We start from the raw sequence: 10816 nt of genomic DNA, 5'->3' as shown, positions 1-10816 counted from the left end.
CGAGCCCGCTCCGCGTCATGCCGGCGCCGTTCGGCCGACGCCAGCTCGGCCTGCGCCTCAGCGACCCGTCGCGCGGCCTCGGCCTCGGCGGCCTGGATCTGGCTCTCGGCGACGCTCGGGTCCGCCATCGCGTTCAGCTCGCCGACGGCCCGCCCGAGGGTCTGCGTCATCTGCTCGGACAGCACCCGGAACCGGTCGAGGAGCTCTTCGGCCCTGATCTTGGCGGTACCGGAGACCCTGGGGAGATTCGTCACGGTGACGACCTCCATGTTTTGCTCGGGCTCCGCGGCCAGCCGCTGCCGCTCCCTCCACGCCCGCCAGCGCGTGTGCTCGGGCAGGTCGCAGTACTCCGAGGGCCTGCCCGGCCCGCCACCTCGGAAAACGGGGCGTTCACAGCCGGGGAAGTTGCAGCTCGTCTCCACGGCAATATCGTAGCAGCATTACGTGTGTAGTTACGTTATCCAACGCAACGCTACCCAATTGGGCAAGAAAAAGCTGACCGCCGATAAGTGAACGTTATCGGGGGTCAGTAATCACGGAGGAAGCCCCAAGGGCTGGCTAGGCCGAACGGGCGGCATTGCGCGCACCGGACTAACGCGCTGCGGAGGGTGGGCGAAGCAGTAGTACGACAGAAAACGGGGGGACCGTGATCACCGTGCTGCTCGTCCGCCACGCGGACATCGACCTGCCGCCGAGTTCCGACGACCCGCCGCTCAACGAGCTCGGCCGCCGCCGCGCCGAGCTGCTGGCGCGGACCGTCGCCGAAGCCGGGGTGACCGCCATCGTCACCTCGGTGTTCCGGCGCACCAAGCAGACCGCGCAACCCCTCGCGTCACGAACACAGCTGCAACCCGTGGTCGCCGGGCCCGACCTGGCCGATCGGATCCGCGCCGGATCGCTGGGCGACGTCGTCCTGGTGGTCGGTCACACCAACACCGTTCCCCCGCTCGTCCAGGAGCTCGGTGGCACGCCGAGCCCGATCGGTGAACGGGAGTTCGACAACCTCTTCGTTGTCACGGTGGACGCGGGCGGGGTGCGGCTCAAGTACGGAGAGAGGGAACCGTGATGGTCTGCTTCATCCTGCCCACCCACATCCTGCTGGAAATGGCCGAAGCGGGTGAGCTCGACACCCGCGAAGCGGTCGAGGCCGCCGTCGCCGCCGCAGGCATGCGCGAGCGCCGCATAGCCGTGACCGCTCTCGTGCAGAGCATGGGGCTCGACGCCGAGCTGATGCCGATGGCGTTCGCGGAGAACAAGTCCGTCTACGACGCCCAGAACGGCGCCCTGCTACCCGGCGTGTTGCGGCGCGGCGAGAAGGACGGCCCCCACGCGGACAAGGCGGTCAACGACGCGTTCGACAACGCCGACAAGACCTACGACTTCTACCGCGATGTGCTCGGCAGACACAGCGTCGACGACAACGGCGCCAAGCTCGTCTCGACGGTGCACTACCGCGAGGGCTACGACAACGCGTTCTGGGAAGGCACCCAGATGGTGTACGGCGACGGCAGCGGCAAGATCTTCAAGGTCGGCAGCCTCGCCGCCGACACCTCCGTGGTCGCGCACGAGATCACGCACGGCGTCGTCGAGTTCACCGCCGGACTCGTGTACAGCAAGCAGTCCGGCGCGCTCAACGAGTCGTGGGCCGATGTGTTCGGCTCGGTCATCAAGCAGCACACGCTGAAGCAGACGGCAGACCAGGCCGACTGGCTGCTCGGCGAGGGCATCCTCGGCACCCAGCTGCAGGGCACAGCGCTGCGGTCGATGAAGGAGCCGGGCACGGCGCACAACTTCGACCGTCAGCCCGCCCACATGGACGACTTCGTGGTCCTGCCCGACGACGGCAACCCGCGCAACGACAACGGCGGCGTGCACATCAACTCGGGTATTCCGAACAAGGCCTTCTTCCTCGTCGCCACCGGTATCGGCGGGCACTCGTGGGAGGCGCCCGCCAAGATCTGGTACGACGCGCTGGCCACGCGACTGCAGCAGAACTCTCAGTTCAAGGACGCGGCGGACGCCACTGTCGCGTCGGCGAAGGAGTTGTACGGTGAGCCGGAAGCGGGCATCGTCCGCTCGGCCTGGCAGGAGGTCGGGGTCCTCTGAAGGTGACAGTCGTCCGCGGCGGTGGGCTCGCGGGACTCGTGAGCTCGACCGCCGTCGACACGTCCGCACTCGCCTCGGCGGACGCCGAGGCGCTGCGAGCGCGCGTCCGCATGGCATCGCTGACCGACGCCGGCGCCCCACGACCGGACCGCGAGATCGTCGAGATCCTCATCGAGGACGACGCAGGCGCCGTGACCACGTTGGTGAACGCCGACGACCTCGCTCCAGGCGTGCGTGAGCTCATCGAATGGGTCGAGTCGGCTCCTGGCCGGACCGAGCACTTCGGCCCACCGGGAATCGGTCCGGCGTAGGCACCAACCGGAGACGACGGCGTGGTTTCACGGCCCAGGGTGCGGCTGTGGCAGCCGGCGCGCGCCGGCGCGTCGCGACCCAGCACGTCGCGCGGATTGGTCAGGTGGCAGGCCCGCAGCGACAGGCAGCCGCAGCCGATGCACTCGGTGAGGTCGTCCCGCAGCGCCTGCAAGTGCGCGATGCGTGCGTCGAGTTCGGTCCGCCAGGCTGCGGACAGCCGTGCCCAGTCGTCGGGGGTGGGGGTGCGTTCGCTGGGGAGCCGGTCCAGGGCTTCCCCGATCGCGGTCAGTGAGATGCCGACGTGCTGCGACGCCCGGATGAAGGCCACGCGGCGCAGCGTGTCGCGGCTGTACCGGCGCTGGTTGCTTGCCGTCCGAGAGCTGCGGATGAGGCCTTTGCGCTCGTAGAAGTGCAGCGCGGAGATCGCGACACCGCTGCGGTCGGCGACCTGTCCGACGGTGAGTTCGTGAAATGTCGTGTGAGCCCTCGGCATGGCGTGACCATAGCGCTTGACCTCAACCGAGGTTGAGGCCAGAGGATCAGCGGCGTCCACGAATCGCGATCAAGGAGCATCCGTGACCTCCGTTCTCGTCATCGGCGCCACCGGGAAGCAGGGCGGTGCCGTCGCCGAGCTGCTGCTCGACCACGGCCACGACGTCACCGCATACGTGCGGTCGCCCGAATCGCCGTCCGCGCTGGCGCTGGCCACCGCCGGGGCGCGGCTCGTCACCGGCGACCTGGCCGACTCATCGGCGCTCGCCGGCGCCGCCAGGGACGTCGACGCGATCTTCGGCCTGTCCGTGCCGTTCGGATCCGGCGGAAAGGACGAGGAGGTCGCCCAGGGGCGCTTCCTGGTCGACGCCGCCACACGGGCCGAGGCGCACCTCGTCTACTCCTCGGTGCGCGGTGCCGACCGGGTGGCGGCGACCGACATCGACCACGCGGACAGCAAGCAGCTCGTCGAGGCTTACCTGCGGGATCAGCAGGTGCGCGCGACCGTCATGGGACCGGTGTACTTCATGGAGAACGCCCTGAACGTCGGGTTCAGCCGCCTCACCGACGGCGTCCTGGCCAACCCGTTGTCCGCGGGCAAGCCGCTCGACCAGGTGACCGTCCGGGACATCGCCGGCCTCGCCGTGCACGCGATCGAGCACCCTGACAGGTACGTCGGCAAGCGGATCGACGTCGTGTCCGACCGGGTCACCGGCGAGGAGGCGGCCCGGATCCTCAGCGAGGTGCTCGGCCGCGAGATCCCGTACCAGCAGATGCCGTTGGACCAGGTCCGTCAGTGGGCGGGCGACGAGACCGCCGACATGTTCCAACGGTTCGAGGACAACACCGACTTCGCCGATATCGAGGCGCTGCACGCCGCCCACCCAGGCGTGGCCTGGCACAGCTATGCCGACTGGGCCAGGACGGTCGACTGGGACCACGTCCTGCGAACCACGACGACGGTCTAGTCGGGCCACGCCCGCAGCACGGAGTCGAGCGCGTCGAGGGCACGTGTCCACGACGCCTCGACCCCGCGAGGGTGGCTGTGGAACGCCCCGGCGCGTTCCAGCGAGACGTACCCGTGGAACGTGCTGTGCAGCAGCCGCACGGCATCGGTCTGGTCGGGTTCCCACAGGTCGTAGCCGCGCAGGATCGCGCGGGTCATCTCGGCGTGCTTGCCTGCCGCGCTGGTCGCCGCCGTGTCCGGGTCCAGGGCCATCTGCGTCGCCGTGTACCGGCCGGGGTGCTCACGCGCGTAGGCGCGGTAGGCGTTGGCGAACGCGACCAGCGCCCCCTTGCCGGAACGGCCCGCGATCGCCTCGGCCACCTGGTCCGCGAGCTCGGCAAGGGCCAGCACGGCCAGGCGCACCCGCAGGTCCTGGGCGTTGCGGATGTGCGAGTACAGCGAGGCGTCCTTCACCCCGAAGTGCCTGGCCAGCGCGGACACCGTCACGTTCTCGAAGCCGACCTCGTCCGCCAGCTCCGCCGCCGCCTGCGTGAGGCGGTCAGCGGTGAGCCCCGCGCGTGCCATCCGTCACCCTTCCTAGGGCCCTTAATAATTTGCCTAGGACCTCTAGGTAAGCCTAGCGTCCCCGGTCATGAAGCCGCTGACCGAACACGACATCCGTGCGTCCTTCGTCAATTCCACGAAGGGCGAGGCGAAGCGCATGCACGTGCCCAAGGATCTCGGCGACCGGCCGTGGGACGACCTCGACTACCTGGGCTGGCGCGATCCCGCCGCACCGGACCGCTCGTATCTCGTGATCGAGCTGGACGGGCGGCTCGTCGGCATCGCGCTGCGACGGGCGTCGCAGGCAGGACATGCGCGCAAGACCATGTGCGCGTGGTGCCTGACCACGCATTCCGGTGATGGTGTGTCACTGATGACCGCGCGCAAGGCCGGGAAGTCCGGGCAGTTGGGCAACTCCGTCGGCGTGTATCTCTGCGCGGACCTGGCGTGCTCGCTGTACCTGCGCGGTAAGAAGAGTGCGGGTCCCGGCTCGCGGTTCAAGGAGTCGATCACGATCGACGAGCAGGTCGAACGGATGCTCTCCGGGATCAGGGCGTTCCTCGATCGAGTGAACTCGTAGAGAGCTGGAAGAGCGTCTCCGATCAGGTCGTCACAGTTCGAGCACCAACTCGGCCGTGCACGCGCGGGCGCAGGGCCAGGGTTCGCCGCACTCGGTGCATCCGTTCGTCGCGGGCAGGTGCGTGTCGAGCACCTGAACCGCTCTGGTCCGGTAGCGCTCCAGGTCGGACTCCCAGTTGTGGCGGGAGCCCGCGGTCGCACTGGTCATTTTTCATCAGTCCTCGGTTTGTGCTGTAGGACACAGCATGCACCCGCGACTCCGCTGTTGGGCGGCAATTCGGCGAAACGAGACGATCGGCGGGTCGTGACACCACGACCGTGCACCCCGATGAGGCGTTCCGTCAGGCGCCGACCCGACGATCGGGGGCAAAAGACGAATCATGGCCGGTTCGCGCGGCATCATGTCCACATGGACATTCCAGCGTCGCTGGCGGCGGCCGCACGTGGTGACCAGGCCGCGTGGGACGCGCTGGTCAGGCAGTTCAGCGGGCTGCTGTGGTCGATCGCCCGTGCGTACCGCCTGAGCGACGCCGACGCGGCCGACGCCGTGCAGTGCACGTGGATCAGGCTGGTCGAGAACCTGGACAGCATCGCCCAACCGGAACGTCTGGCCGGCTGGCTCTCCACCACCGCGCGGCACGAGTGCCTGCAGCTCCTGCGCCGCGCCGGCCGCCTTCCCGAACCCGCCGAGGAGATCGCCGACTCCCCCGACCCCGCCCCGCCCGTCGACCACGAGCTGATCGTCGGCGAACGCAACGCCGCGCTGTGGCACGTCTTCGAGGACCTCCCGGACCGCTGCCGACGCCTGCTGCGCGTGCTGATGGCTTCGCCGCCACCTGCCTACGCCGACGTCGCCCTCGCGCTGGACATGCCGGTCGGCAGCATCGGCCCGATCCGCCAACGCTGCCTGGGCCGGTTGAAAGCGCTGGTCAGGGGCAACGAGCTGCTGGAGGGACGGTCATGAACGACGACGACTTCCTCGACGTGCTGCGCGCAGCGGCCGACGAGTTCGACCCGGTCCCGGCCGGTGTGCTGCGCGATGCCAGTGCCGCGCTGGCGTTGCGCTCGCTGGACGCGGAACTGGCCGAGCTGGTCGAGTCGGAGGCCTTGGTGCGTGGCGGCGGGCCGCTGACGCTCGCCTTCGAGTCCGAGCGGGTCACGGTCAGTCTGGAGATCACCGACGACGTGGTGCGTGGCCTGGTCACCGGGGCCGAGGGTGAGGCGGTGGTAGAGACGCCGCGGTCACGCCGTGCGGTGCCGATCTCCGATGGCTGGTTCACGGCGACCGAGGTGCCGCCGGGGATGGTCAGAATCAGGCTGACCGCGTCAGACGGCACGCCGGTCGTCACGCGCTGGGTCCGCAGCTGACCGGTTGGGTCACCACGGATCGGGCAGCCCCTTTCCCGTGGTGATCAGGCTGCGCAGGCTGCCGCCGACGTAGTGCAGCCAGCCCGTGGAGCACGCGCCGAAGCACTCGACGTCCGGCACCAGGCCGACGTGGGTGAACCGCAGTTCGGTACCTCCGGCGGCGGGGGCGATGTCGAACACGATCTCGCTGCCCGTCCACTCGGCCGGCTCCGAGATGAAGGACAGGTGGCTGTCGATCACCTGCCAGACCACGCGACGGCCCGGCTCGAGCTCGGCCACGCGCTGAAGGCTGTAGTGCTGCGGGGGATGCCGGTAGGAGAACTCGGCTCCCACCTCGTCGGTACTCCCCTCGATCTCGCCCGTCCACCAGGCGCGGACGTCCAGGACGGCGGCGAAAACCTCGTCCGGTGACTGCTCGACGACGTACGACGTCGAATAGCCGCGCTCGGTGCGCGGTGCCTGTGTCGTCATGGGTGATCAGATCCTGTCTCTCGGGCCGCTTCAGGGCGCGGTCGTCCGGCGCCGCCACGGTGGTGGCGGCGAACATGGGGTGTGCGAATGCGGTCAGTCCTGCTTGCCGCGCTGGATCCGCTCGGCGATCCGCTTGATGCGCTGCAGCCGGGCGTCCCAGGTCGTGATCACCGCGGACAGCTGGGCGACCGCACGGGCGAACTGGACCTCGTCCACCTCGTAGCGGCGTTCACGTCCCGCAGTCGTCACGTGCACCAGGCCGACGCCGTCCAGCACACCGAGGTGCTTGGCGACCGCCTGCCGGGTGACGGGCAGCTGCTCGCTGAGCGTGGTCGCCGTACCGCCTCCGTCGGTGAGGAGCAGGTCGAGCATCCGCCGGCGGGTCGGGTCGCCGATCGCGGACCAGAGACCGTCGTCGATCGTGGTGCTCACCGCCGCGCGACCAGCTCGGTGGCACGGGTGACGAGGCGCGGGAGGAAGTGGTCCCAGCCGCGGGCGTGATCGAGGTAGGCCTGCTCCAGCACGGCGGCCTCCCACCCGCGCTCACGGAAGCCGGTCTCCTTGAAACGCAGCAGCGTGCCGTCGCCGGACGGAACGAGGTCGATGGTGACCAGCAGGGAGTTGTCCGGCGCCGCCGTCTCACCCTTGTCGTACACCCAGCGGAACGCGAACCGGCGGGGCGGGTCGGCCTCCACGACGGTGAGCTCCTCGACCTTCGCGTCAGGAGAGGCCGGGTCGCCGAAGACGATCCTGCCGGTGCCGCCGGGCACCGGATCGAGCTCGGCTTCGTCAGGCCACCACTCGCGCAGGTGCTCGGCGGAGCTGACGACCTCGTAGACCACCTCGGGGCTGGCGTCGATGCGCAGCTCCCGTTCGATGCTTCCGTACTCCATGTGAGCCTCCCGGCTTGAACGCAACCATCGGTTGCACGTCAACCTAACCGGCCCGCCTCGCTAACGCAACCGTTGGTTGCGCGTGTATTTGGGCGCCGAAGGTGTCCTCTCCTCTGGTACAGGGGAACCAGAGGGGGAACGACACATGGTCTGCTTCATCCTGCCCGCCCACCTGCTGATCGAACTCGCCGAAGCGGGCAACGTCGACATCCGCGACACCATCCCGACCCTGCTCGCCTCGGCCGCCCTGCGCACCCAGCGCGACGCGCTCACCGAGGCCGTGCAGTTCCTCGACCTCAACGCCGGCCAGCTGCGGGGTCCCGCCGGCGAGTTCAAGGCCGTGCACGACGTCCAGGGCGGCGACGAGCGCAACCTGCCCGGCGTCATGCGCCGCAAGGAAGGCGACGGCGCCGTGGGGGACGCCGCCGTCAACGACGCGTTCGACAACGCCGACAAGACCTACGACTTCTACCGCGACGTGCTCGGCCGCCACAGCGTCGACGGCAACGGCCTCAAGCTCGTCAGCTCGGTGCACTTCGGCCGCGGCTTCGACAACGCCTTCTGGGACGGCACCCAGATGGTCTACGGCGACGGCAGCGGCAAGGTCTTCCAGCCCGGCGCGCTGTCCCGCGACCTCTCCGTGGTGGGCCACGAGATCACGCACGGCGTCGTCCAGTACACGGCAGGCCTGCGCTACCGGAAGCAGTCCGGTGCCCTGAACGAGTCGATGGCCGACGTGTTCGGCTCGCTGGTCAAGCAGCACGCGCTCGGCCAGTCCGCTGACCAGGCCGACTGGCTCATCGGCGCGGGCATTCTCGGCACGCAGCTGCAGGGCGTCGCGCTGCGGTCGATGAAGAACCCTGGGACGGCGCACCAGCTCGACCGCCAGCCCGGCCACATGAGCAACTACGTCGACCTGCCCGACGACGGCAACCCGCGCAACGACAACGGCGGCGTGCACATCAACTCCGGCATCCCCAACAAGGCCTTCTACCTTGCGGCGACCCGGCTGGGCGGCAACGCGTGGGAGAAGGCGGGCAAGGTCTGGTACGACGCGCTGGCCACGAAGCTCCACGTGAACTCGAACTTCACCGAGGCGGCTGCCGCGACCGTTGCCTCCGCGCAGGCGCTGTTCGGGGCCGAGGTCGCCGGTGTGGTGCGCGCTTCGTGGAACGACGTCGGCGTCAACTAGCCAGGTGCTCCTGCAGGCGGACGTGCCGGAACTGGTAGGCGGGCCCGTTCGCCCGCAGGACACCACGGTGGCGCGCGTCGTCGAGGAACGTCATCAGCCGCCACGGGATCCTGCGGTGCGGCCTGCCGCCCCGGCACATCCCATGATCAGCACCAGCTCCGCGGCGACCAGCGGCGGCCAACGGAGATGGATCGTCGCCAGCAGCAGCACGTACAGGGCCGCGCCGAGAACCAGCCAGGTCAGGCAGAGCTTCCGGTCGTTTCGCAGCAACGCGCGACCGTCCGGGTCGGTCACCGTGTCGGACCGATGCCGGGCCGTCTCGGACAGGACGATGATCCAGGAGAGCAACAGGAAGAAAGTCACCGTCCCGACCGCCTCCGGTTCGATCGTGATGACCACGACGAGGATCACGCACGACCCGAGAATCCCCAGAGTTCTCGGCACATACTCACGTCCCAGCCGCGTCCTCGCGAACTTGGCCGGCCGGATCGGCCTGCGCCGCACCACCGCGCCGAGGCAGGTACCGAGTCCCGCGAAGTAGGCGACCTCCTGATTGTTGCCCGCGTCGGGGTACAACGCCCAGACACCGCTGTACAACCCGAACACCACCAGCCCCGCGATCGAGGCGACGAGCAGGCGCGGCACCGCGGCGGTCAGGTGCCACCACTCGAAGTCCTGGCCGGGACGCACCGCGAGGTACCTCAACCAGTCGAACGCTCTCGCGAGTGGCCACGCGTGAGTCCTGACCGACCGATACGGGCCGACGGCCTGCGGACGCCGCTCGTAGACGGCAGGCAGGTACGCACGCACCAAGTGCTGCTCCACGTCGTCCCGCGTCCCGAACCGCAGCAGTTCGGCCGGATCGGTCTGCGGCGCCTGGTAGATCGTGCGCGCCAGATAAACCATCAACGGGCTCGACAACGCCTCCGCGACCGGGCCCGGCCGGCGCAGCGCGGTGATCACCGGCGTCCAGCGGGCTTCTCCGAGATACGCCGAAACGCCAGCGGACGACACCGGCGCGAGTTCCACCACCGCGGCACCGCTGAGGAACGTCCCGAAACTCGTCACCGCCGCGTGGTACTCGGCACTGCGACACGTCACCACGACCGGACGCATTCCCACCGCCCGATTCAGACCGTCCAGTGCGGCAGCGTGCAGGTGCGAGGGCAGCTCGTCGAGCCCGTCCACGACGATCATCACCAGCCCCTCGGCCACGAACCGGGCGGCGGCGTTCTTGCCGTACGCCCGCACATTGCGCAGAGCCGGGTAGTCCTCATCGAGCCTGCGTGCAGCCCAGGTGTCGAGGTGCTCCGTGGTGGGATCCCACGACGTCGCGGAGAGCAGGATCGGTACCGGCTCGGCGTCGCGCGGGTGCTCCAGCAGTTCGAGCGTCAGCAGCAGTGCCGCCACCGTCTTGCCCGCACCGGGTTCGCCCAGCACGACGAGCTGGCGGCGTTCGAGCCCCCGGAACATCCCCGGCACGTCGCGCACGTCCCCGTGCGAACCGGAGAACCGCACCCGCAACGGGGCCGGCTGCCGCAACGCCCGGTTCTCCGCTTCTGTCGTCCACTGCCTGCGCACCGCCGCCGCCAGCTCACGGGCGGCGCGGCGGAGCGGGGTGTCCTCGCGCGCGTGGAGGTGGATGTCGCCGTGCAGGTCCCGGAACTGCATCACCGGGGCGTTCACCTGATCGGCGTGCACCTCGTTGCGCACCTCGTTCGGTTCCACACGGCCATCCTGCCGTACGTATCGCGGGCATATCGAAATTCGCATACGTCGCCGCAACGATCTCCGGTCTTCGCTGAACGCATGACTACTGGGGAACAATGGAACCGGCGTTCGCTGCTACGGGGAGCTGCCGCGGTGGCCGGCGCCGTCGCGACGGCGCCGTTG

The 10816-nt window shown here is 69.3% G+C and carries 15 protein-coding genes and 1 pseudogene; 8 read left to right on the top strand and 8 right to left on the bottom strand.

The features are described 5' to 3' along the window. On the bottom strand, positions 1 to 422 hold a 422-nt coding region (locus tag FXN61_RS41700), incomplete at its 3' end, for a hypothetical protein (RefSeq protein ID WP_246292835.1). Between the two features lie 224 nt (positions 423 to 646). Between FXN61_RS41700 and FXN61_RS41695 the strand changes: the two genes are divergently transcribed. From FXN61_RS41695 to FXN61_RS53660, 3 genes are read left to right on the top strand one after another with little or no spacing between them, the layout of a single operon-like run. Then, positions 647 to 1066: a SixA phosphatase family protein gene (locus FXN61_RS41695; RefSeq protein WP_167979370.1), complete on the top strand. Its 420-nt coding sequence runs from the start codon at positions 647 to 649 to the stop codon at positions 1064 to 1066. Then, positions 1066 to 2106, top strand: a complete 1041-nt coding sequence (locus tag FXN61_RS41690) for a M4 family metallopeptidase (RefSeq protein WP_167979369.1) — start codon at positions 1066 to 1068, stop codon at positions 2104 to 2106. Before FXN61_RS41695 ends, FXN61_RS41690 begins: the two co-directional genes overlap by 1 nt. Before the next feature lie 2 nt (positions 2107 to 2108). Further along, complete coding sequence (locus FXN61_RS53660) at positions 2109 to 2417, top strand: protealysin inhibitor emfourin (protein WP_167979368.1); 309 nt, start codon at positions 2109 to 2111, stop codon at positions 2415 to 2417. Positions 2418 to 2494: 77 nt separating this feature from the next. On the opposite strand, the pseudogene soxR reads toward FXN61_RS53660, so the two are convergent. After that, a pseudogene (gene soxR, locus FXN61_RS53655) lies at positions 2495 to 2911 on the bottom strand (redox-sensitive transcriptional activator SoxR); the annotation flags it as partial. An 82-nt stretch (positions 2912 to 2993) separates the two neighbouring features. On the opposite strand from soxR, the gene FXN61_RS41675 reads away from it, so the two are divergent. Further along, positions 2994 to 3878, top strand: a complete 885-nt coding sequence (locus FXN61_RS41675; RefSeq protein ID WP_167979367.1) for an NmrA/HSCARG family protein — start codon at positions 2994 to 2996, stop codon at positions 3876 to 3878. Here the strand turns inward: FXN61_RS41675 and FXN61_RS41670 are convergent. Then, positions 3875 to 4441: a TetR/AcrR family transcriptional regulator gene (locus FXN61_RS41670; protein WP_167979366.1), complete on the bottom strand. Its 567-nt coding sequence runs from the start codon at positions 4439 to 4441 to the stop codon at positions 3875 to 3877. The genes FXN61_RS41675 and FXN61_RS41670 overlap by 4 nt on opposite strands. 67 nt (positions 4442 to 4508) lie before the next feature. Here FXN61_RS41670 and FXN61_RS41665 point away from each other — a divergent pair, with 67 nt between their 5' ends. Next, the gene (locus FXN61_RS41665) at positions 4509 to 5000 is read left to right on the top strand and encodes an FBP domain-containing protein (protein WP_167979365.1); all 492 of its coding nucleotides are present in this window, start codon (positions 4509 to 4511) and stop codon (positions 4998 to 5000) included. A gap of 30 nt (positions 5001 to 5030) precedes the next feature. Here FXN61_RS41665 and FXN61_RS41660 read toward each other — a convergent pair whose 3' ends face one another. Further along, entirely contained in the window at positions 5031 to 5207 is a 177-nt protein-coding gene (locus FXN61_RS41660; RefSeq protein ID WP_167979364.1) for a hypothetical protein, read from the bottom strand. Positions 5208 to 5408: 201 nt separating this feature from the next. On the opposite strand from FXN61_RS41660, the gene FXN61_RS41655 reads away from it, so the two are divergent. Continuing rightward, entirely contained in the window at positions 5409 to 5963 is a 555-nt protein-coding gene (locus FXN61_RS41655) for an RNA polymerase sigma factor (RefSeq protein ID WP_167979363.1), read from the top strand. Continuing rightward, a complete protein-coding gene (locus FXN61_RS41650; protein ID WP_167979362.1) occupies positions 5960 to 6367 on the top strand; it encodes a hypothetical protein in 408 nt (135 codons plus the stop codon). The genes FXN61_RS41655 and FXN61_RS41650 overlap by 4 nt, the downstream gene beginning before the upstream one ends. Positions 6368 to 6376: 9 nt before the next feature. On the opposite strand, the gene FXN61_RS41645 is transcribed toward FXN61_RS41650, so the two are convergent. From FXN61_RS41645 to FXN61_RS41635, 3 genes are all read right to left on the bottom strand, one after another. Beyond that, complete coding sequence (locus FXN61_RS41645) at positions 6377 to 6838, bottom strand: SRPBCC family protein (RefSeq protein WP_167979361.1); 462 nt, start codon at positions 6836 to 6838, stop codon at positions 6377 to 6379. Between the two features lie 93 nt (positions 6839 to 6931). Then, positions 6932 to 7270, bottom strand: a complete 339-nt coding sequence (locus tag FXN61_RS41640) for an ArsR/SmtB family transcription factor (protein WP_167979360.1) — start codon at positions 7268 to 7270, stop codon at positions 6932 to 6934. Then, positions 7267 to 7731 carry an SRPBCC domain-containing protein gene (locus FXN61_RS41635; RefSeq protein WP_167979359.1) on the bottom strand — a complete coding sequence of 155 codons (465 nt, stop codon included), beginning with the start codon at positions 7729 to 7731 and terminating at the stop codon, positions 7267 to 7269. The genes FXN61_RS41640 and FXN61_RS41635 overlap by 4 nt, the downstream gene beginning before the upstream one ends. Positions 7732 to 7876: 145 nt before the next feature. Between FXN61_RS41635 and FXN61_RS41630 the strand changes: the two genes are divergently transcribed. Continuing rightward, a complete protein-coding gene (locus tag FXN61_RS41630) occupies positions 7877 to 8923 on the top strand; it encodes a M4 family metallopeptidase (protein WP_167979358.1) in 1047 nt (348 codons plus the stop codon). 93 nt (positions 8924 to 9016) lie between these two features. Here FXN61_RS41630 and FXN61_RS41625 read toward each other — a convergent pair whose 3' ends face one another. After that, positions 9017 to 10651, bottom strand: a complete 1635-nt coding sequence (locus tag FXN61_RS41625) for a hypothetical protein (RefSeq protein WP_167979357.1) — start codon at positions 10649 to 10651, stop codon at positions 9017 to 9019. Positions 10652 to 10816: the final 165 nt, after the last annotated feature.

The sequence above is a fragment of the Lentzea indica genome (assembly GCF_012184385.1).
In the GTDB taxonomy this organism is placed as follows: Bacteria; Actinomycetota; Actinomycetes; order Mycobacteriales; family Pseudonocardiaceae; genus Lentzea; species Lentzea indica.
Note: the sequence above shows the minus strand (reverse complement) of the source record. Positions and strands in the feature narration are given on the sequence as shown.

Excerpts from the sequence above, each read along its gene's own strand:
- FXN61_RS41690 (WP_167979369.1), top strand. The coding sequence starts at position 1,066 with ATGGTCTGCTTCATCCTGCCCACCCACATCCTGCTGGAAATGGCCGAA.
- FXN61_RS41670 (WP_167979366.1), bottom strand. The coding sequence starts at position 4,441 with ATGGCACGCGCGGGGCTCACCGCTGACCGCCTCACGCAGGCGGCGGCG.
- FXN61_RS41665 (WP_167979365.1), top strand. The coding sequence starts at position 4,509 with ATGAAGCCGCTGACCGAACACGACATCCGTGCGTCCTTCGTCAATTCC.
- FXN61_RS41660 (WP_167979364.1), bottom strand. The coding sequence starts at position 5,207 with ATGACCAGTGCGACCGCGGGCTCCCGCCACAACTGGGAGTCCGACCTG.
- FXN61_RS41655 (WP_167979363.1), top strand. The coding sequence starts at position 5,409 with ATGGACATTCCAGCGTCGCTGGCGGCGGCCGCACGTGGTGACCAGGCC.
- FXN61_RS41650 (WP_167979362.1), top strand. The coding sequence starts at position 5,960 with ATGAACGACGACGACTTCCTCGACGTGCTGCGCGCAGCGGCCGACGAG.
- FXN61_RS41645 (WP_167979361.1), bottom strand. The coding sequence starts at position 6,838 with ATGACGACACAGGCACCGCGCACCGAGCGCGGCTATTCGACGTCGTAC.
- FXN61_RS41635 (WP_167979359.1), bottom strand. The coding sequence starts at position 7,731 with ATGGAGTACGGAAGCATCGAACGGGAGCTGCGCATCGACGCCAGCCCC.
- FXN61_RS41630 (WP_167979358.1), top strand. The coding sequence starts at position 7,877 with ATGGTCTGCTTCATCCTGCCCGCCCACCTGCTGATCGAACTCGCCGAA.